This is a genomic window from Kribbella albertanoniae (assembly GCF_004348455.1).
GTDB classification, from domain to species: domain Bacteria; phylum Actinomycetota; class Actinomycetes; order Propionibacteriales; family Kribbellaceae; genus Kribbella; species Kribbella albertanoniae.
Genome location: NZ_SMKA01000092.1, coordinates 1 through 19,717 on the forward strand (window position 1 = coordinate 1; position 19,717 = coordinate 19,717).

At 67.2% G+C, this 19,717-nt stretch carries 14 protein-coding genes; 10 read left to right on the top strand and 4 right to left on the bottom strand.

Annotated features, from left to right (window positions below):
- The first annotated feature begins 1,929 nt into the window (after nucleotides 1-1,929).
- Nucleotides 1,930-2,487 (top strand): DinB family protein, encoded by a 558-nt coding sequence (locus E1261_RS20410; RefSeq protein ID WP_132408743.1) that lies wholly within the window; start codon nucleotides 1,930-1,932, stop codon nucleotides 2,485-2,487.
- A 1-nt stretch (nucleotide 2,488) separates the two neighbouring features.
- On the opposite strand, the gene E1261_RS20415 is transcribed toward E1261_RS20410, so the two are convergent.
- A complete protein-coding gene (locus E1261_RS20415) occupies nucleotides 2,489-5,026 on the bottom strand; it encodes a phosphocholine-specific phospholipase C (RefSeq protein ID WP_202874872.1) in 2,538 nt (845 codons plus the stop codon).
- 135 nt (nucleotides 5,027-5,161) lie between these two features.
- Between E1261_RS20415 and E1261_RS20420 the strand changes: the two genes are divergently transcribed.
- The 3 genes from E1261_RS20420 (at nucleotide 5,162) to E1261_RS20430 (ending at nucleotide 8,977) form a co-directional block, all read left to right on the top strand.
- Nucleotides 5,162-6,283 carry a CaiB/BaiF CoA transferase family protein gene (locus E1261_RS20420; protein ID WP_132408745.1) on the top strand — a complete coding sequence of 374 codons (1,122 nt, stop codon included), beginning with the start codon at nucleotides 5,162-5,164 and terminating at the stop codon, nucleotides 6,281-6,283.
- 30 nt (nucleotides 6,284-6,313) lie between these two features.
- A complete protein-coding gene (locus tag E1261_RS20425) occupies nucleotides 6,314-7,456 on the top strand; it encodes an acyl-CoA dehydrogenase family protein (protein ID WP_132408747.1) in 1,143 nt (380 codons plus the stop codon).
- Between the two features lie 72 nt (nucleotides 7,457-7,528).
- Entirely contained in the window at nucleotides 7,529-8,977 is a 1,449-nt protein-coding gene (locus tag E1261_RS20430; protein ID WP_202874874.1) for an ATP-binding protein, read from the top strand.
- Between the two features lie 7 nt (nucleotides 8,978-8,984).
- Here the strand turns inward: E1261_RS20430 and E1261_RS20435 are convergent, their stop codons facing one another.
- Nucleotides 8,985-12,317 (bottom strand): DEAD/DEAH box helicase, encoded by a 3,333-nt coding sequence (locus tag E1261_RS20435; RefSeq protein WP_132408749.1) that lies wholly within the window; start codon nucleotides 12,315-12,317, stop codon nucleotides 8,985-8,987.
- A gap of 136 nt (nucleotides 12,318-12,453) precedes the next feature.
- Between E1261_RS20435 and E1261_RS20440 the strand changes: the two genes are divergently transcribed.
- From E1261_RS20440 to E1261_RS20450, 3 genes are read left to right on the top strand one after another with little or no spacing between them, the layout of a single operon-like run.
- Nucleotides 12,454-13,050, top strand: coding sequence for a sulfite oxidase-like oxidoreductase (locus tag E1261_RS20440; RefSeq protein WP_132408751.1), 597 nt, complete (start codon nucleotides 12,454-12,456; stop codon nucleotides 13,048-13,050).
- On the top strand, nucleotides 13,020-13,760 hold the full coding sequence (locus E1261_RS20445; protein WP_132408753.1) for a ferredoxin reductase: 741 nt from the start codon (nucleotides 13,020-13,022) through the stop codon (nucleotides 13,758-13,760). Before E1261_RS20440 ends, E1261_RS20445 begins: the two co-directional genes overlap by 31 nt.
- 3 nt (nucleotides 13,761-13,763) lie before the next feature.
- A complete protein-coding gene (locus E1261_RS20450) occupies nucleotides 13,764-14,024 on the top strand; it encodes a DUF6510 family protein (protein WP_132408755.1) in 261 nt (86 codons plus the stop codon).
- On the opposite strand, the gene E1261_RS20455 is transcribed toward E1261_RS20450, so the two are convergent.
- Nucleotides 14,000-15,112, bottom strand: a complete 1,113-nt coding sequence (locus E1261_RS20455) for an alpha/beta hydrolase family protein (protein WP_132408757.1) — start codon at nucleotides 15,110-15,112, stop codon at nucleotides 14,000-14,002. The two genes, E1261_RS20450 and E1261_RS20455, sit on opposite strands and share 25 nt — an antisense overlap.
- A 108-nt stretch (nucleotides 15,113-15,220) precedes the next feature.
- Here E1261_RS20455 and E1261_RS20460 point away from each other — a divergent pair, with 108 nt between their 5' ends.
- The gene (locus tag E1261_RS20460) at nucleotides 15,221-15,439 is read left to right on the top strand and encodes a hypothetical protein (RefSeq protein ID WP_132408759.1); all 219 of its coding nucleotides are present in this window, start codon (nucleotides 15,221-15,223) and stop codon (nucleotides 15,437-15,439) included.
- Here E1261_RS20460 and E1261_RS20465 read toward each other — a convergent pair.
- Nucleotides 15,436-16,206 carry a MerR family transcriptional regulator gene (locus E1261_RS20465; RefSeq protein ID WP_132408761.1) on the bottom strand — a complete coding sequence of 257 codons (771 nt, stop codon included), beginning with the start codon at nucleotides 16,204-16,206 and terminating at the stop codon, nucleotides 15,436-15,438. The genes E1261_RS20460 and E1261_RS20465 overlap by 4 nt on opposite strands.
- Before the next feature lie 85 nt (nucleotides 16,207-16,291).
- On the opposite strand from E1261_RS20465, the gene E1261_RS20470 reads away from it, so the two are divergent.
- Entirely contained in the window at nucleotides 16,292-17,509 is a 1,218-nt protein-coding gene (locus E1261_RS20470; protein ID WP_132408763.1) for an acetyl-CoA C-acetyltransferase, read from the top strand.
- Nucleotides 17,506-19,641: a 3-hydroxyacyl-CoA dehydrogenase NAD-binding domain-containing protein gene (locus tag E1261_RS20475; protein ID WP_132408765.1), complete on the top strand. Its 2,136-nt coding sequence runs from the start codon at nucleotides 17,506-17,508 to the stop codon at nucleotides 19,639-19,641. Before E1261_RS20470 ends, E1261_RS20475 begins: the two co-directional genes overlap by 4 nt.
- The last annotated feature ends 76 nt before the right edge of the window (nucleotides 19,642-19,717 follow it).

The following is a 19,717-nucleotide window of genomic DNA, read 5'->3' on the forward strand; positions in this document are numbered from 1 at the left end:
AGCCCGAACATGGTTGACCGATGCCCAAGGTGCCCCATGCCCGCCCATTGCCACGCCACCGACACCTGCCCGGTACGGCGGCCGCCACGCGCGCCGCGGATCCCCCCAACCGATTCGCGGAGAATCCGCGCGGGGGATCTGCTTCGGGGACCATCCCGCCGTCGGATTCGGGTAATGCGGTGAATCTTCCCCGCATCGGTCCCAGCCCGCGCGACTGAACCCACCGTGCTCCGCGTGACTGAACCCACCGTGCCCGGCGCGACTGAACCCGCCGTGGTCCGCGTGACTGAACCCACCGTGGTCCGCGTGACTGAACCCACCGTGCCCCGCGTGACTGAACCCACCGTGCCCCGCGTGACTGAACCCACCGTGCCCCGCGTGACTGAACCCACCGTGCCCCGCGGGGTTGCCCGTCGAGATGGGGGGTTGCCCCCTGAAATTTTCGATGGGCAACCCCCCAACTCGAGGGATATCCCCGCAGATGGGGAGTCGCACCTCCCGAAAACGACAGGTAGAACTCCCCAGCCCGCGCAGTAACCAGCCGAACCGCTGAACCTCGTACACCAACTGGGGACCCCGGACACCCGACCAGATGTCCGAAGCCCCCACCAGGTGACCGCAGAACACGCCGGCTCACCCGCGCGCGGGCCAGCAGAGCGCCGTACCCGCAACGTCCGAAGAACACGCACACCCTGGCCTCCGGATCGTCGGACGTTAATCCCTGCTCGGGGCTAACGTCCGAAGGACCCGCGGGCCTGGTCCGCGGATCGTCGGACGTTGTGACGGGCATGGCTGCGAACCACCCACGCAGCGGGCAGGAGAACCGTTACTCCACCGGAGAAGGGACAACTTGAACGGATGACCCAGCAGATGACGACGGCCGGCAGCCGGTTGGATCCGCGGTTGTTGGTGATCGCGATGAGCCAGGTAGTACGCCGCTGCTGCCGGTGAACTGCGGTCGTCCCGGCTGACGGGCTGCCGTGGCTGCCCGGAAATCGAGGGGATCTCCCCTCAGGTTGCCGGTTCTCCCCTCGTTATTTGGGCAGAGAAGGGGCAACTTGAAGGGATGACCCACGAGATGGCGCAGGCCGGGACGCGGTTGGATCCGCGGGTGTTGGTGATCGCGATGAGTCAGGTGGTACGCCGCTGTTGCCGGTGAACTGCGGTCGTCTGGGCTGACGGGCTCGCGGCTGGTGTTGCTGCCCGGAAATCGAGCGGATCTCCCTTCAGGTTGCCGGTTCTCCCCTCGTTGTTTGGGCAGAGAAGGGGCAACTTGAAGGGATGACCCACGAGATGGCGCAGGCCGGGACGCGGTTGGATCCGCGGTTGTTGGTGATCGCGATGAGTCTGTTGCCGGTGAACTGCGGTCGTCTGGGCTGGCGGCTGGTGTTGCTGCTCGGAAATCGAGGGGATCTCCCCTCAGGTTGCCGGTTCTCCGCTCGTTATTTGGGCGGAGAAGGGGGCAGCTTGAAGGGATGACCCACGAGATGGCGGAGGCCGGGAGGCGGCTGGATGCGCGGGCGTTGGTTGTCGCGACGGGTCAGGTGTTGGCCGCGTGCTCGGCGGCGGGAAGCGCCGTAGCCTGGAAGCCCAGGTGGCGTGCCTCTGGCCGCCGACCTCGGCAACCTGCCCAGCCACCGACCTGCCCAGCCGCACCCCCTCGCTAAGCCGGCCGCGGTGGCGAGCGACCACCGGCGTTGGAGGGCGGCCGCATCCGAGTGGCGGGGTGCTTCGTCTTTGTGGAACGAAATGTGCGCGGGTTGGCAGCAGCGCTCCACAAAGCAGGGCGGCGGGCGGTGAGCTGGACGTGCCGCACTGAGTAAGGGGCGGATCGTGGCTTGCGGTTGAGCGTGATGATGCACGCGCTGCGGGGGTTGATCAGTGTCGGCGGTCCGGGAACTGTCGGGGCGGGCGGATAGCGTTCGGGGTATGAAGACGGCGTTGCAGGACTACCTGAAGGCCACTCGGGCGTTGATGCTGGCGAAGTTGGATGGGCTGAGCGAGTTCGACCAGCGGCGGCCGCTGGTGCCGTCGGGGACGAATCTGCTGGGCCTGGTGAAACATCTGACGGGGATCGAGTACGTGTATCTCGGGACCAGTGTCGGGCGGCCGCCGGCGGAGGAGTTGCCCTGGGACGCGGACGGGTCGGTGTGGGAGGGGGCCGACATGTGGGTGAAGCCGGACGAGAGTTCGGAGTACATCACCGGGTTGTACCGCGAGGCTTGTGCGCACAGCGATCGGTCGATTGCCGAGCTGGAGCTGGATGCCCCGGCCGAGGTTCCGCACTGGGCTCCGGAGAAGCGGCAGACGACGTTCGGTGCACTGTTGGTCCGGGTGGTCGACGAGACCGCGCACCACGCCGGCCATGCCGACATCGTCCGCGAGCTGATCGACGGCCAAGGAGGCCGGGACAGCGATGCGATGGACGACGCCGGCTGGTCGGAGTACTACACCACCATCCAGCGCGCGGCCGAGACCTTCAAGTAGGTCACCAGCCGAGTGGAGTGAGCTCCGCGGCGCTGCTCCAAGGCCCGCGGTTGCCAGCCTCGCTCAGCGCGCGGAGCCGGAGGTATCGGGCAGTGCTGGGCCAGCACCGGATGGTTTTCGCCGCCGCAGTGTCGGCGAAGCGCCCGGTGGCGTGGGCCGAGCCCCAGTTGGTGCCGTCGGTGCTGAGGTACAGCTCATACTGGCCGATGCGTCCGTTGGCGCTACCGTCCTGCCGCGGTAGGTAGGTGAGCCCAGTGACAGTACGCGCGGAGCCCAGATCCAGCTGGATTTCGTGCGGCAGCGGCGCGGCCGGTTCGCTCCACCGCGAGTGCCAGTACGTCGACGCGTTGCCATCGACCACCGCAGTCGCCGGGTTGCCGCTCTCCTGGCTGTCGAACGATCGCACCGAACACGCGAGCCGCCCAGACGCCATCACCGGATCGCTGATACTCGCCGTACCCTTCTCCAGATGCCCGGCGAAGCGGCGACTGAACCCGTCGGTGGTGTCAGCGGTAGCGGTCAGGTCGTACCAGCCCCCAGCCCCGTTCGCCGTACTGAACCAATCCTCAACCGTCGCACCAGCCGCAACCCCGTACGTCCACGGACCACCAGCCCGGTTGTTGGTCTGGACCGTGATCACGCAAGCCTTGGTCCCGGCGTTCACCATCTTCAGCCAAACCAGGTTGTCGGCCGGCGCATACCGCAAGGTGACCTCGGGATTGGCGTTGCCGTTCGTGGTGGCCGTGACGCGGTTACCGACGAACCGGCGGAGGAAGCCGTTCGGTCCGACGGCCGTCAGATCGTAGGCGCCGCCCGGCGTACCGGCCTGCCAGTAGTCGGAAACGTTGCTTCCGGCACCGACCGTGTAGCGCCACGGCCCATCGGTCCGGAACGCGTTGGCATAAACGTAGAAATGCGCGCCCGCAGTTCCGGCGTTGGCGAAGTCGATCCAGAAGTTGTCGGCGGCAACACGACCCGAGACGGTCAGCGTATACGGCACCGGCCGGGCAGTCCGCGGTCCTGGCTCCTGCGTAGGCAAGACCTGATTGGCCGGGGGAGCCGGGTACGTCGTCGCCCAGCCAGGCGTCGGTGGTGTCGTGGGCAGCGACGGGTAGCTGGGATTGGTGGTCGTCAGATCGAGCGCGGAGGTGAGGTCACCGCACACCGCGCGCCGCCAAGGCGAGATGTTGGGCTCCGCGATACCGGACCACTTCTCCAGGAACCGCAGCACCGACGTGTGATCGAAGACCTCCGAGCTCACGGCACCGCCACGACTCCACGGCGAGACGACGAACATCGGAACCCTGGTCCCGAGCCCGATCGGCGCGCCGTTCACGAGCTCGTCCGCGATACCAGGCGTTGATTGGCCCTCCGAAGCGGAGACCGGCGGCACCGGCGGCGGGACGTGGTCGAAGAAGCCGTCGTTCTCGTCGTACGTGATCAGCACGAGCGTCTTGTTCCAGACCTCGGGATTCGAGGCGAGCTTGTCGAGGATCTCCTTGGTGAAGTTGGCGCCCTCGGCCGGACCCCACGCGGGGTGTTCGCACTTCGGCTCCGGCGCCACGATCCACGACACCGCCGGGAGCCGGCCGTTGTTGATGTCATCGGCAAACGCCGGCACGAGCTGGTCCGCCGCCACCCGCGCGAGACCGCGATCGTAGAGCCGGCGCTCGGCCGGGGTGAGCGTGGCGACGCCCGCCGCGAGCTGCTGCAGCAGAGTCGCGCGCTGCGAGGCGTTGCCCGGCCGCACACCTTGGTCGTAGAAGAACTCGAGCTTGCTGTACGACGTCTTCGCGAGCGCCTTCCGCCCGATGTCGAGGAACTTCTTGAAGTAGTCGAGCGAGTTGTCCCCGTAGTTGTCCCACTCCTGATACACCCGCCACGTCTTGCCCGCGGCCTCGAGACGTTCCGCGTACGTCGTCCACGTGTACCCGGTGTGTCCCGGGTTCTGCCACGCATCGTTGCCGATCGCGCGATTCGACGTACCGGGTTCGTAACCGAGCATGCCGGTGAACAGGTAGAACCGGTTCGGATTGGTCGGCCCGAGCTCGGACGAGTGGTAGGCGTCGCAGATCGTGAACGCGTCGGCGAGCGCGTAGTAGAACGGCAGCTCGGAGCGGAGATGCGTCGCCATCGAGTACTTCGTCTTCTGCGGAATCCATTGGTCGTTCCGGCCGTGGTTCCAGGCGTTGTGCGAGGACGTCCAGTCGTGCGGAGTCCCGGTCATGTACTGGCTGGCGACCGGATACGGCAGCACGTAGCCGGAGCCGCTGGGTTGGTGGAACACGGAACGTCCGGTCGACAGCGTTCGCGCGAGCGGATCGTTGAATCCACGGACTCCGCGCAGCGTGCCGAAGTAGTGGTCGAAGGAACGGTTCTCCTGCATCAGGATCACCACGTGCTCGATCATCTCCAGCCCGCCGGCCGGCGCGGGCGCGGCCAAGGCACGCTGCAGGCTGTCGGGCAGTGCGGCGAACGCGCTCGCGGTCGCTGCGGTGAGGCCGGCGGTCTTGAGGAAGTCTCTCCGGTCCATCGTCATCGTTTCACCTGTTCTGTGGGGGCGGCGGGATAACGTTTAAGCGCCTGGTGTGAACCCGTCAAGAACGGATGCCGAAGTAACCAGGGAAAGACGATGACTTGACGACTGTGACAGTAGAACTGTCACAATGGCGGCATGGGACCCCTGGAAGGCGTGAAGGTCGTCGAACTGGCCGGCCTCGGCCCGGCGCCGTTCGCCTGCATGATGCTCGCCGAGCTCGGTGCCGACGTGCTGCGGATCGAGCGGCCGGGCGGCGGGCTGGCGATGGGACCGCCCGAGCTGGAGCTCGTCAACCGCGGTCGCCGCAGCGTCGCGCTCGACCTGAAGAACCCGGCCGCGATCGACGTCGTACGGCGATTGGTCGCGGAGGCCGACGTACTGGTCGAGGGGTTCCGGCCCGGTGTTGCGGAGCGGCTGGGGGTCGGCCCGGAGGACTGTCACGCGCTCAACCCGCGGCTGGTGTACGGCCGGATGACCGGGTGGGGCCAGGACGGGCCGCTCGCTCAGTCGGCCGGGCACGACATCGACTACCTCGCGCTCTCGGGTGCGCTGCACTTGATCGGCCGGGCCGGGGGACCGCCGCAGGTCCCGGCCAACCTGCTCGGTGATTTCGCGGGCGGTTCGCTGTATCTGGTGGTCGGCGTGCTGGCTGCGCTGCACAACGCGCAGCGGACCGGCGAAGGGCAGGTGGTCGACGCTGCGATCGTGGACGGCTCGGCGCATCTGACGACCATGCTGCTCGGTGCGCTGGCGGGCGGATCCTGGAAGCAGGAGCGTGGGACGAATCTGCTCGACACCGGCGCGCCGTTCTACGACGTGTACGAGACGGCCGACGGCAAGCATGTCGCGGTCGGCGCGATCGAGCCGCAGTTCTACGCCGAGCTGATCAGCAAGCTCGGCATCGAGGCCCCGGATCGCTACGACCCGGCGAACTGGCCCGAGCTGCACAAGGTGCTCGCCGAGACCTTCCGGCAGCGGCCGCAGGCCGATTGGACCGAGCTCTTCGACGGGTCGGACGCGTGCGTCTCCCCGGTCCTGCCGCTCGCCGGCGATCACCCGCATTTGGAAGCGCGCGGCACGTTCGTCGACAAGGACGGCGTCCGCCAGGCCGCGCCCGCGCCACGCTTCTCCCGTACGCCGACCACTCTCGACCGGCCGCCCGCCAGGGCTGGTCAGCACACCCGCGAGGCCTTGGCCGACTGGGGCATTGCCGACATCGACGGTCTGATCGAGGCCGGCGCCGCCCATCAGGATTAAGCACCGCCAGAACTGAAAGAGAGTCCGCCTGTGGAACGTCAGCTCTTCGACGCCGATCACGATGCCTTCCGGGAGACCGTCCGGGCCTTCTGTGACAAGGAGATCGTCCCGCACCACGACAGCTGGGAGGAGGCCGGCATCGTGCCGCGGGAGCTGTGGACCGCGGCCGGTCAGCTCGGTCTGCTCGGCTTCATGGTCCCGGAGGAGTACGGCGGTGGCGGGGCACGCGACTTCCGGTTCAATGCCGTGCTGCTGGAGGAGGCGGCCCGGGCGCATGCGAGCGGGGTCGGATTCTCGCTGCACACCGACATCGTTTCGGCGTACCTGCTCGACTATGCCAACGACGAACAGAAGGCGCGCTGGCTGCCCGGGTTCTGCGCGGGGGAGACGATCACCGCGATCGCGATGAGCGAGCCTGGCGCCGGCTCCGACCTGCAGGGCATCCAGACCACCGCTCGCCGCGATGGTGACGCCTACGTGCTGAACGGCCAGAAGACCTTCATCTCCAACGGCATCCTGGCCGACCTGGTGATCGTGGTCGCCAAGACCGATCCGGACGCGGGCGCCCAGGGCATCTCGCTGATCGTGGTCGAGCGCGGGATGCCTGGCTTCGAGCGTGGCCGCAACCTCGACAAGATCGGTCTGAAGGCGCAGGACACCGCCGAGCTCTTCTTCGACAACGTCCGGGTCCCGGCCACCAACCTCCTCGGCGAAGAAGGTCAGGGCTTCGTCTACCTGATGCAGAAGCTCCCGCAGGAACGCCTCGCGATCGCCACCATCGCCGTCGCCGCTTGCGAGAACGTCCTCGACGGAACCCTGAGCTACGTCAAGGAACGCACTGCCTTCGGCCGCCCGATCGGCTCCTTCCAGAACAGCCGCTTCGTCCTCGCCGAACTCGCCACCGAGATCCAGATCGCCCGCGTCTTCGTCGACCGCTGCATCACCGAACTCAACGCCGGCACCCTCACCGTCGCCGAGGCCGCGATGGCCAAGTGGTGGACCACCGAACTCCAGAAAAAGGTCGTCGACCGCTGCCTGCAGCTGTACGGCGGCTACGGCTTCATGACCGAATACCCCATCGCCAAGGCCTACCTCGACACCCGAGTCCAGACCATCTACGGCGGCACCACCGAAATCATGAAGGAAATCATCGGAAGAACGATGGGCATCTGACCATTCTTGGCGAGACCGCCCAGAATAGGTAGATTGGATCTACGTAGATCCAATCTACCTAAGGTTGCCATCGTGTCAGACTTCATCGGCCGTCGGGCCGAGCTCGGGCTCCTGGACAAGCGCCTGCAGAGGGTTGCGGCAACGGGCAGAGGTACCGCGCTGGCAGTACGAGGTCGACGCCAGGTGGGTAAGTCCCGGTTGGTTCAGGAATTCTGTGACCGGGCCACAGTTCCCTATCTCTTCTCGACGGCGACGAAAGGCGCGTCGCCGGTTGAGGCGGTGCAGACGCTGCTGGCCGATCTCGGCGACTCCACGCTGCCGGTAGACGGCGGACTGATCCCAGGACTGACGAGCGGAAGCTGGCCTGACGCGTTCAAGGTTCTGGCCGCAGCGCTGCCACCTGGACCCAGCATTGTCGTGCTGGACGAACTTCCCTGGCTGGCCGAACAAGACTCGTTGTTCGATGGGGCGCTGCAGACAGCGTGGGACAGACTGCTCTCGTCCAGGCCGGTCCTCCTGTTGCTGCTTGGCAGCGACCTGCACATGATGGAGCGGCTGACGGCCTATGACCGGCCGTTCTACGGCAGGGCCGACAACCTCATCCTGGGGCCGTTGAATCCGGCCGACACCGGGTCCGCTGTGGGACTGGCGGGAGCCGATGCAATCGATGCCCACCTGGTCTCAGGTGGCCTACCCGGTATTTTGCGCACCTGGCCGCACGGGACGACCGCGCTGGACTTCCTGCGCTCGGAATCCACCGATCCGGCCGCTGCCCTGTTCAGCATTCCGGAGACTGCCCTGCTGGCCGAGTTCCCGACCCCGGATCTGGCTCGCCGGGTCCTCGAGGCCGTGGGGGCCGGCGACCGTACCCATGCGAACATCGCAGCGACGGCAGGTAGTCGCGACGGCGGTCTCCCGTCGGGCACCCTGTCGCCGCTCTTGCAGCGGCTCACGATGGAGAAGCAGGTCCTGTCGATCGACGAGCCATTGTCGACGACTCCCGGTAAGCCGGCGCTCTACCGGGTGGCCGACAGCAACCTGCGGTTGTACCTCGGCGTTCTGAGAACTGTCCACGAACAGGCGCGACGAGGTCGGCCCGAGGCCGGGATGCGGCTGATCGAACGCCGGTGGTCCAGCTGGCGAGGTCGCGCCGTCGAACCGCTCGTCCGGGAGTCGCTCGAACTCGCGGGGTTGGCCGGCGGTCTTCCGTGGCCGGAGGTGGAAGTGGTCGGCGGCTGGTGGAATCGCCAGTTCGATCCTGAGGTCGATCTGATCGGAGCCGACCGCGGACCAGTGGCCGGCAAGCTGGCATTCGCAGGCTCGGTGAAGTGGCTGAGCACTCCCTTCGACAGACATGACCTCGATGCCCTGCGCGGCGCGGTCACCCAGGTCCCCGGATTCGATCGGGCTGGGACCGGCTTGGTCGTGGCATCGCTGAACGGCTTGGCGCCGGGCCTCGAGTTGCAGGCAGGTGACCTTCTGTGGAGTCCAGAAGACGTCGTAGCCGCCTGGCAGGTTTGACAGCTGATCAGCTGAACAGGCCTCTGATGTCGTCGGCGCTCAGGCCGGTGCCGAAGGTGTTGCCTTCGTCCATGACGCTGGCGAACAGGGCCGCCTTGCGCGCCTTCAGCTCCATCACCTTCTGCTCGATGGTGTCCTTCGCGATCAAGCGGTAGACCATCACCGTTCGATGTTGCCCGATCCGGTGGATCCGATCGACGGCCTGTGCTTCGGTGGCCGGATTCCACCAGGGGTCGAGCAGGAAGCAGTAGTCGGCTTCGGTCAGGTTCAGGCCGACACCGCCGGCCTTGAGGCTGATCAGGAACAGTGGCGCGTCGCCGTCCTTGAACCTCTTCAGCACGGCCGGCCGGTTGCGGGTGCTGCCGTCGAGATAGCAGTACTCCACGCCGTCCGCGTCCAGCCGCTGCCGGACCAGATCCAGGAACCCGGTGAACTGACTGAAGATCACTGCGCGGTGCCCACTGCCGATGATGTCGGGCAGTTGCTCCAGCAGAGCCTCGATCTTTGCGCTGGGCAGACCTCTGTGGGCGTCGTCGACCAGTCCGGCATGGAGGCTCAGTTGCCGCAGCAGGGTGAGCGACCGGAAGATCGTGAACCGGTTCTTGTCGAGGTCGCCGACCAGACCGAGGACCTTCTGCCGCTCGCGCTGCAGGTGAGTCTGGTAGAGCTTGCGGTGCCGGGGATGAAGCTCCACCTCGATCACCTGCTGCTGCTTGTCGGGCAGATCGGCTGCGACCTGCTCCTTGGTTCTGCGCTTGACCAGCGGCTTGATCCGCCGGCGCAGCTGGGCCAGTCGCTCGGAGTCGCCCTGCTTCTCGATCGGGCGGGCGTAGTACTCGTCGAAGCGGGACGGGCTGGGGAAGAGGCCGGGCGACGTGATCGACAGCAGCGACCACAGCTCCATCAGGTTGTTCTCCATCGGTGTACCGGTGATGGCCAGCTTGAACGGCGCCGGCAGGCGTCGGCAAGCCTGGTACAGCTTCGACTGGTGGTTCTTGGCGAACTGGGCCTCGTCAAGGATCAGCCCCGACCACGACCGGTCGGCGTAGGCGTCGATGTCGAGGCGGAGCAGCGTGTAGGACGTCACCACGACATCGGCATCGCCGACCGCTTCGGCGAGCGTCTGTCCACGGCGGCGCAGGGTGTCGGAGATTGTCACGACCTTCAGGCCTGGCGCGAACTTGGCGGCCTCGGACGGCCAGTTCGACACGACGCTGGTGGGCGCGATGATCAGGAACGGCGCGAGCGTGGCTTCGGTCGCCTTGGCATGGGCGATCAAGGTCAGCGTCTGCAGGGTCTTGCCCAACCCCATGTCGTCGGCCAGGATGCCGCCGAGCCCGAACTTCCACAGGAAGGCCAGCCAGCGGAATCCGTCCAGCTGGTAGGGGCGCAGCGAGCCCTGGATCGTGGCAGGCAACTCTGTCCGGTCCGCCGAGTCGACGGTCCGCAAGGCAGCCAGCTGCCGATTCCACGCCTTTGCCTGGCGGCCGACCACGCCTAGTGCCTCCAGCTCGTCCCACAGACCGACCTGGTACCGGCTGATCTTGAGACTGTCGCCGGGGGAGTCCTGGAGGGCGCGAGCCTCCTCGATCAGGGTCCGCAGCGTCTGCAGCTCCGGCTTGTCCAGACTGAAGTAGGCCCCGCTGAGGAGCAGGAGATAGGACTGCCCGGCGGTCAGGGCACGGAAGACGTCGACGAAGGGGACCTTCGCGCCCTCGACCGTGATGGTGATCCCGAGGTCGAACCAGTCCGTCTCGCCGGCCGGTGCCGAGGTCGAGACGCCGATCGTCAGCGAATCGCCCGCCTCGCGATAGTCGACCGGCGTGCCGCTCACCACGACGTCCACCGACGGCTGTGCCGACAGACGCGGAAGCAGCTCGGTGCTGAACTGCAAGGTCTCGAGGCCCCTGAGGGTCGACTCGGGGCGGAGCTCCTCGCCCAGGTCGAGATCGGTCAGAATCTCGTCTTCTTTGTCCGGGTCGCGGTAGAGGCCGATCTCCGACGACCCCGATCCCAGTGGCACCCGGACCTCTGATTCGTCGACCTGATAGAGCCAGCTCCAGCTGAGATCCAGCACGTGGCCGTCGCCGTACTCCGCCTGCACGCTCAGTTGCGGACCGGAGATCACCGGCGGCGAGAACGATCCGTCCGACGAGCGGACCGTTGCCACCTGCCGAAGCTGCGGGTAGAACTCCGCTCGGAAGCGCGCAGCTTCGGCCGACGGGATCCGGATCTCCTGGCCGGCCAGCACAGCCTGCTGGAGCCCCGGTGGCACGGACGGAGAAAGCCTGGCCAGCCGGAACCGCACCTCGGCCGGATCCGGTGCGGCTGCCAGCTCCGCCCGGTCGGCCCAGATCAGTCCGTGTCCCTCGGCACCGACGAACCCGAGGACCACGGCATCCCGTCCCGGGCCGTCGCCGTCAGGTGCGACCTGAATGGCCGGTCGAACCACGAGGGAGTCGTCCGACGCGTCGTTCGTGACGTCCAGGGTGAACTCGGCAGCGCCGTACGGGTCGAGGTCACCGCGCGCCTTCTTGCTGTAGACCAACCGCACACCGACGGACAGAGCCTGATCCAGTAGCGGCCAAAGCTGCCGGCTGTCGAAGTCGGACAGGTCAATGAGCTTGTCGTTCCCGTAGTAGCCGAAGTGACCACCTCGTGAGTTATAGGAGGCATAGAGTTCCTTGAGCACCTGCGCGTGGGCGGCGACGAATTCGCCGTAGGGGTTGCTCAGCGTGCCCCAGCTCAGGTTCCCCCGCACCCAGCCGGACTTCCCCTGCTTCACTACGCGCGCCATCAGCCGAGGCCCGTCCGACGTCGGATGATGCGCAGGGTACGGCGACGGCGAGGTGGACAAGCTCAGCTCGATCGCGAGCGGTGCTGCGTGGCCGCGGTCGCCCGTTGCGGCGTTTGCACCGAGCATCAGAGCAAGTGACCTCTCCCAGCTCGGGGCCTGTACTACAGGCGGTCGACGGCGCTTCGGTTGTTGGACACCTGGCAACGTCGGCTGTGGGATGACCGGCGCCGACGGCGCCGAGGCGGACTCGATGGCCTCCAGGACCAGCGCAGCGGCATGTTTGCAATCGAACATGACCGGACAGCTGCACTCACCCTGGACGTATTCCGCGCGGTCACCGGCAGACGAGAGGTAGACCGTCGTCTCGTAGAACTCCTCCAACCGCCCTCGCACCCGGCCGCGGAGCGCATTCGCCTCGGCGTCCCACCAGATCGACCTGACCGCTCGGCTGTGCACGTAGTCGAGCCCCTTGGCGTAGGTCTTCCCGCCGACCGCGTTCCTCACCTCGGCAGGACTCAGGCCACTCACACTCACCGACTTCATGCACGCACGCTATCTGCCGTTTCCGACAGAATTCGCCGAAACCTCTTCGCTGCAGTCGAAAATCTGCGAACTTGCCGCCACCGATCGGCGGGCGCGTGTGGTTGACTGCCGTCAGGATGCCTGAGGGAGGTCGGCCATGGGGATTGTTTCGCCGGGGTTCACCGGTCGTCGGCGGAGTGCGGAGGAGTTGCCGCCGGGGCAGTACCTGACGCACGACTTCCCGGTGCTGTCGGCGGGGCCGACGCCGCAGGTGCGGACCGAGCACTGGGAATTCACCGTGACTACGGAGTCCGGGGAGAAGCACAAGTGGGACTGGGCTTCGCTGCTGGCCATGCCGTCCGAGGAGATCACCAAGGACATCCACTGTGTGACGCGGTGGTCGAAGTTGCAGACCGAGTGGCAGGGGGTCTCGCTCGACGCGCTGCTGGCCGATGTCGAGACCTCGGCCGACTTCGCGCTCGTGAGCAGCTACGGCGGCTACACGACCAACCTGCCGCTGGATGATCTGCTGGATGGTCAGGCCTGGATCGCCTATGAGTACGACGGCGAGCCGATCGATCCCGAGCACGGTGGGCCGGCGCGGTTGCTGGTGCCGCATCTGTACTTCTGGAAGAGCGCCAAGTGGGTCCGGGGCCTGGTGCTCTCCGACAGTGAAGACCTGGGATTCTGGGAGACGGCCGGCTATCACGAGTACGGAGACCCATGGAAAGAACAGCGGTACGCCGGCGACTGAGCTGGCAGGTCGCCACGGTCGTCGATGTACGACGGGAGACCGCGACTGCCCGCACGATCGTGCTCGACGTTCCGGACTGGCCCGGTCATCTGGCCGGGCAGCACGTTGATGTCCGGCTCACCGCGCCGGATGGTTACCGCGCGTCCCGGTCGTATTCGATCGCGTCAGCCTGGACCAGTACGACGATCGAGTTGACCGTCGAGTCGGTCCCGGATGGCGAAGTCTCGCCGTACCTGGTCGACGTCCTGAAGCCCGGCGATCCACTCGAGCTGCGTGGCCCGGTCGGCGGCTGGTTCGTCTGGAAGCCCGAGCAGGAAGGGCCGGTCCAGCTGATCGGCGGCGGCTCCGGCGTCGTACCGCTCCGAGCGATGTTGCAGGCCCACACCTCCAGTACGACGCCTGTCCGGCTGCTGTACTCCGTCCGTCGGCCCACCTCGGTGATCTACGTGGACGACCTGAAGGAGTTGGCGGCGGCCGACGACGTCCACATCAGCCTGGTCTACACACGCGAAGCTCCGGCGGGGGAGACCCGGGTCGGCAGGATCGATGCCGACGTGATCGACCGGCTCACGTTCACCCCGGCCGACGAACCGACGACGTACGTCTGCGGGCCGACGCCGTTCGTGGAGACCGTGGCCGACCTGCTGGTTGCCGCCGGCCACGACCCTGCCCGCATCAGGACCGAACGCTTCGGACCGACAGGAGGCTGAGCGATGACCGACTACTTGGACGGCAACGCCGCCGCCGGCGCCTTGAGCGAGGTGTTCGCGGTCGATGTGACGGCCGCGATCGCTCGCTGCGACGGCTGTGGCCAGACCGGTGTCTTCGCCGACACCCGCCTCTACCTGAACGCACCGGGCATGGTCGCCCGGTGCGCAGGCTGCGATCACGTCCTGCTGCGGGTGGTCACCACACCGACCGAGACGTACGTCGACCTCCGCGGCCTCACCTACCTCCGGCTGCCCACCCCCTGATCCACCTTCACATCGACCGCGAACGGCCGCACGGCGCCGGTCAGCAACGGCATCCCGCTGCGGTCGTTCAGCAGGTAGCGCTTGAAGAACGCCGACGTGTACGCCGTCGCAACCGATCGCTGCTGCGGCTCGGTCAACCGCTGATCCCCACAATCAGCCGGGCTGTCGTCCTCAGCACCGACCTGACCGCTGCCCGGTGACCACTGCGTGTTGAAGAAGTTGTGGTTCGCCCCACGCACATGCCATTCGTAGAGCGGCTGCCTGTTGTGCGCCTGCAGGTAGTCATAGACCCGCCCCCGTACGGCGCCGTCGCAGCTCCCGATGATGCCGCCGACCGGGATGTTCGTAATCCGGTACGCATCGAGCTCGGGATTGTCCGGATCCTCGTCGGGGGAGAAGGGCTCGGCCGGCGCGAGCGGTATCACGGCCTTGATCCGAACCCCGGCGGGCCAGTTCTGCTGATTCTGGTCCGCCGCGTAGAACAGCGTGCCGCGACCACCACGCGAGTGGCCCATCAGCCCGACGTTGGTCAGGTCGGCGCGCCCCTTGAAGCTCACCGGCAACTTGCCGGCCAGCGGCCCACCGCCGGTGCTCGACAGCTGCTGCCACATCTTCAAGTGCTGGCCGATCAGGGCGGCGCGTGCCTGGTCCTGCTCCTGGCCCATCCGGGCCTTCGAGCCGTTCGCGCTGATGGAGACGACGATCATCCCTTGCGCGGCGAGCGTCGTACCGAGGTAGTCGTACCCGCGGTAGTTCGGTATTTCCGGCGTACCGGCGGCGCACGGCCAGGCATCGAGCTTCTCCCAGTCCTGATCTTTCCAGGCCTGTCTGTCCGCACAGCTGATCCACAGCCCGTGCGAGATCAGTACGACGGGATAGCGGTGCCCGGCCAGGTCCTTCGGATAATGCACGACAGCGGTGAGCTCGCCCTTCGCGGACGTGCCGTCGGAACCGGGAGGGAGCTCGAAAACCGAGTCCCCCAACGAATAGGTGGCGATGCCGACCCGGTGCACGGTGGATGCGGTTGCTGAGGGCAACCAAATCACCGTGAGCAGGAGGGCGGCTGCGGCGGTCAGAATCTTCTTCACGCAGGATCGACGCGTAGCTGGCCCTGCTGGTTGTCGAAGGCCCGCGATCTCTGGTGTGTCGGTGTTTCGCGGGCTAGTCTGGCCCGACATTCCGGCGGTGGAGCGCAGATGACGGCTGACTTTCTGGACCGGCTGGCCCGATCGGAGCCACTGGCTTCGTGGCGCCCGGACGAGCTGGTCGCCGCGCTGGCGATGGTCGAAGGGCTGGATGCGACCCGCAAGCGCTGGGAGCACGGCACGGTGGTCGTCGACATCCGCTACGCGATGTACCGGCGCCGGCTCCGTCAGGAGCTCGACCACCGCCTCGCGGAGGACAACTTGCTCTAGCTGTCGCTGCGTTTGCCCCGTTTGCTCTGGGTACGGCGGATGGTCTCCCGCTGGGTCTCGCCGACAGCCCGCTCGTACGCGATCACGAGCCCCTGGATCGTGACCGGTTTGAAGCGCTCGACCAGCTGCTGGATGTGCTCCGGAGCGCCCCCCGAATCGCGGTAGTGCGGCCAGACCATGGTCCGGAACACCTCGGTCAGCTCCTCGGCGATCGCCCGGCCGTGTTCGGAGAAGACCTTGGTGACGGCGAGCACCGCGTCGACCGGCAGATCCAGGTCCAGCAGTTCGGCTCCGAGCCCGAGATGGGCGGTCGCGACGTGGAAGACGTCCTCGTCCGGGGTCGGCTCGACCACACCGAGCGCGACCAACGCGACGATGTCGTCATCGCTCAGTTCCCGGCCGGTACGTCGTACCAGCGCGGCCCGGTCGAGTGTTTCGGGCAGATCGCGCATCCACGGGGTCAGCAGCGTGCGATGCAGCGCGATGTCCTGGGGGGTCGCGTCGGCCGGGATCCGCTCCAGATAGCCCTCGATCGCGGACAGCGTGAACCCGTGTGCCTGCAGTTCGCGGACCAGGTCGAGCCGCGCGATGTGCTCGGCACCGTAGTACCCGACCCGGCCGCGCCGGACCGGCGGCGGGATCAGGCCGCGCCCGGCGTAGAACCGCAGGGTGCGGACCGTCATCCCGACCCGCGTCGACAACTCGTCGACAGTCAGAGTCGCATCCTCTGAACCCTCCGGCTGGCCGGTATTAGATGCAGTCGGCATGGCCGAGATCATAAGCGAGCCCTCTTGACGACCGTGACACCAACACTGTCACAATGCGGGGGACGACTCGACCGACGGGAACATCATGAGTGAAGCCTTCCTGTACGACGCGATCCGCACGCCGCGCGGTAAGGGCAAGCCGACCGGCGCCCTGCACGAAGTGAAACCGATCCAGCTGATCACCGGGCTGCTGGAGGAGTACCGGACCCGGAACCCGCAGCTCGATCCGGCCGTGATCGACGACGTGGTGCTCGGCGTCGTGACACCGATCGGGGACCAGGGGATGGATATCGCCCGGACCGCCGTACTGATGGCGGGCTACCCGAACACGACCGGCGGCGTTCAGCTCAACCGGTTCTGCGCCTCCGGCCTGGAGGCGGTCAACCAGGCCGCGCAGCGGGTCCGCTCCGGCTGGGAGGACTTGATCCTGGCCGGCGGTGTCGAGTCGATGTCCCGGGTGAAGATGGGCTCGGACGGCGGCGCCTGGGCGATGGATCCGGAGACCGCGCTGGCCACCGGCTTCATCCCGCAGGGCATCAGCGCCGACCTGATCGCGACCATGGACGGGTTCTCCCGGACCGACGTCGACACGTACGCCGCCGAGTCGCACGCGCGGGCCGCGAAGGCCTGGGCGAACGGGTACTTCGCGCGGTCCGTCGTACCGGTGGTCGACCGCAACGGTCTGCAGATCCTCGACCACGACGAGCTGGTCCGGCCCGGTACGACGGTCGAGACGCTGGCCGGTCTGCCCGCGTCGTTCGCCGCGATCGGGGAGCACGGCGGGTTCGACGCGGTGGCTCTCGAGGAGTACGTGAAGGTCGAGCGGATCGAGCACGTGCACCATGCCGGGAACTCGTCCGGCATCGTCGACGGCGCCGCGCTGGTGGCCGTCGGCAGCGCGAAGGCCGGCGAGGCACTCGGCCAGGCCCCTCGCGGACGTGTGGTCGCGGTCGGCGTCAGCGGCGCCGACCCGACGATCATGCTGACCGGTCCCGCCCCGGCTGCCCGCAAGGCGCTGGCCAAGGCCGGGCTCGAGGCGTCCGACATCGACCTGTACGAGATGAACGAGGCGTTCGCCGCGGCCGTCCTGCACTTCATGGCCGACCTCGGCGTACCGCACGAGAAGGTGAACGTGAACGGCGGCGCGATCGCGCTCGGGCATCCGCTCGGTGCCACCGGTGCGATGCAGATCGGAACCCTGCTGGACGAGTTGGAGCGCCGCGAGCTCCGCTACGGTCTGGCCACCCTGTGCGTCGGCGGCGGCATGGGCGTCGCGACGATCATCGAGAGGCTTGCGGCATGATCGACTGGAAGAACGACGCCGGCGTCATCACACTGACGATGAACGACCCGGATGCGTCCGCGAACACGATGAACGACGCGTACGTCGCGGCGATGGGCAAGACGATCGAGCGGCTCGAGGCCGAGAAGGCGCTGATCAAGGGCGTCATCGTGACGTCGGCCAAGTCGACCTTCTTTGCCGGCGGCAACCTCGAGCTGCTGGTGCAGATCCAGCCGGAGCACGCACAGCAGGTCTTCGACATGGTCGAGGAGATCAAGCGCCAGCTTCGGGTCCTGGAGACGCTCGGTGTCCCGGTCGTTGCCGCGATCAACGGTACGGCGCTCGGCGGCGGACTCGAGATCGCACTCGCCTGTCACCACCGGATCGTTGCCGATGACAACCGCATCGAGCTCGGCGTACCGGAGGTGACGCTCGGCCTGCTGCCCGGTGGCGGCGGCGTGACGCGAACGGTCCGGATGCTCGGCTTGCAGGACGCGCTGATGAAGGTGCTGCTGCAGGGACAGCGGATGAAGCCTGCCCACGCCAAGTCGGTCGGGATCGTCGACGACGTGGTGCCCGCCGACCAGCTCCTCGACGCGGCCCGCGCCTGGATCGCGTCGTACGAGGGTGATGCGAAGCAGCCGTGGGACCGGGACGGCTACAAGATCCCGGGCGGTACGCCGTCCTCGCCGAAGCTGGCCGCGTTCCTGCCGGCCTTCCCGGCGAACCTGCGCAAGCAGCTGAAGGGTGCGCCGTACCCGGCACCGCGGGCGATCATGAGTGCCGCGGTCGAGGGTTCGCAGGTCGACTTCGCCACGGCCTCCCGGATCGAGTCGCGGTACTTCGTGTCGCTCGCGACCGGGCAGATCGCGAAGAACATGATCAAGGCGTTCTTCTTCGATCTGCAGGCCATCAACGCCGGGGCATCACGGCCGGACGGCGTACCGGCGTACAAGGCTCGTAAGGTCGGCGTCCTGGGCGCGGGCATGATGGGCGCCGGGATCGCGTACGAGTGCGCGAAGGCCGGCATGGAGGTCGTGCTCAAGGACGTCTCGCTCGAGGCGGCCGAGAAGGGTAAGGCATACTCCGAGAAACTGCTCGCCAAGCAGGTGCAGAAGGGGCGGAAGACGCCGTCGCAGGTCGAGGAGTTCCTCAGCCGGATCACGCCGACCGCGGACCCGAACGACCTCGCCGGTGCCGACCTGGTGATCGAGGCGGTCTTCGAGGGTGAAGAGCTCAAGCAGAAGGTCTTCGCCGAGATCGCCGGGGTGATCGAGCCCGACGCACTGCTCTGCTCGAACACGTCTACCTTGCCGATCACCTCGCTCGCCGACGGGATCGACCGGCCGGACGACTTCGTCGGGATGCACTTCTTCTCGCCGGTCGACCGGATGCCCGCGGTCGAGCTGATCGTGGGGGAGAAGACCTCGGACCGGACGCTCGCCAAGGCGTACGACGTCGTACGCCAGATCAAGAAGACGCCGATCGTCGTCAACGACAGCCGCGGCTTCTTCACCTCGCGGGTCTTCGGCACGCTGGTGATGGAGGGCGCGGCGATGGTCGGCGAGGGCGTCGACCCGGTGATGATCGAGCGGGCCGCCTCGCTGGCCGGCTTCCCGGCACCGCCGCTGGCGATGCTCGACGAGGTCACGCTGACGCTGCCGCAGAAGATCCGCGACGCGGCGCGCGCGGCCGGCGGCAGTGCCGGTGCCTTCGACGACCACGCCGGTATGGCGGTCACCGATCGGATGGTGAACGAGTTCGACCGCCGCGGCAAGGCGGCCGGTGCGGGCTTCTACGAATACCCCGCCGACGGTCCGAAGCACCTGTGGCCGGGGCTGCGCGAGCACTTCTCCGGTACGTCGGACGCCACGCTCACCGACCTCCAGGACCGGTTCACGTTCATCATGTCGCTGGAGACCGTGCGCTGCCTGGACGAGGGTGTACTGCGCTCGGTCGCGGACGCGAACATCGGCTCGATCTTCGGCATCGGCTTCCCGCCGCTGCTCGGAGGAGCGCTCCAGGCGGTCAACTCGTACGGCGTACCGGAATTTGTCGAACGCGCTCGCGAGCTGGCGGCAACGTACGGCGACCGGTTCGCGCCGACCGAGTCGCTGATCCGGATGGCTGACGCTGGGAAAGCGTTTAACTGATCACGGCTCGATACCGTCCGCGCAACATTCCACACAATCGAACAAATAGCAGCGCGCCCGGTCTTGCGCCGGGCGC

Excerpts from the sequence above, each read along its gene's own strand:
- E1261_RS20410 (WP_132408743.1), top strand. The coding sequence starts at position 1,930 with ATGAAGACGGCGTTGCAGGACTACCTGAAGGCCACTCGGGCGTTGATG.
- E1261_RS20445 (WP_132408753.1), top strand. The coding sequence starts at position 13,020 with ATGGAAAGAACAGCGGTACGCCGGCGACTGAGCTGGCAGGTCGCCACG.
- E1261_RS20460 (WP_132408759.1), top strand. The coding sequence starts at position 15,221 with ATGACGGCTGACTTTCTGGACCGGCTGGCCCGATCGGAGCCACTGGCT.
- E1261_RS20435 (WP_132408749.1), bottom strand. The coding sequence starts at position 12,317 with ATGAAGTCGGTGAGTGTGAGTGGCCTGAGTCCTGCCGAGGTGAGGAAC.
- E1261_RS20450 (WP_132408755.1), top strand. The coding sequence starts at position 13,764 with ATGACCGACTACTTGGACGGCAACGCCGCCGCCGGCGCCTTGAGCGAG.
- E1261_RS20415 (WP_202874872.1), bottom strand. The coding sequence starts at position 5,026 with ATGACGATGGACCGGAGAGACTTCCTCAAGACCGCCGGCCTCACCGCA.
- E1261_RS20470 (WP_132408763.1), top strand. The coding sequence starts at position 16,292 with ATGAGTGAAGCCTTCCTGTACGACGCGATCCGCACGCCGCGCGGTAAG.
- E1261_RS20465 (WP_132408761.1), bottom strand. The coding sequence starts at position 16,206 with ATGCCGACTGCATCTAATACCGGCCAGCCGGAGGGTTCAGAGGATGCG.
- E1261_RS20475 (WP_132408765.1), top strand. The coding sequence starts at position 17,506 with ATGATCGACTGGAAGAACGACGCCGGCGTCATCACACTGACGATGAAC.
- E1261_RS20420 (WP_132408745.1), top strand. The coding sequence starts at position 5,162 with ATGGGACCCCTGGAAGGCGTGAAGGTCGTCGAACTGGCCGGCCTCGGC.
- E1261_RS20440 (WP_132408751.1), top strand. The coding sequence starts at position 12,454 with ATGGGGATTGTTTCGCCGGGGTTCACCGGTCGTCGGCGGAGTGCGGAG.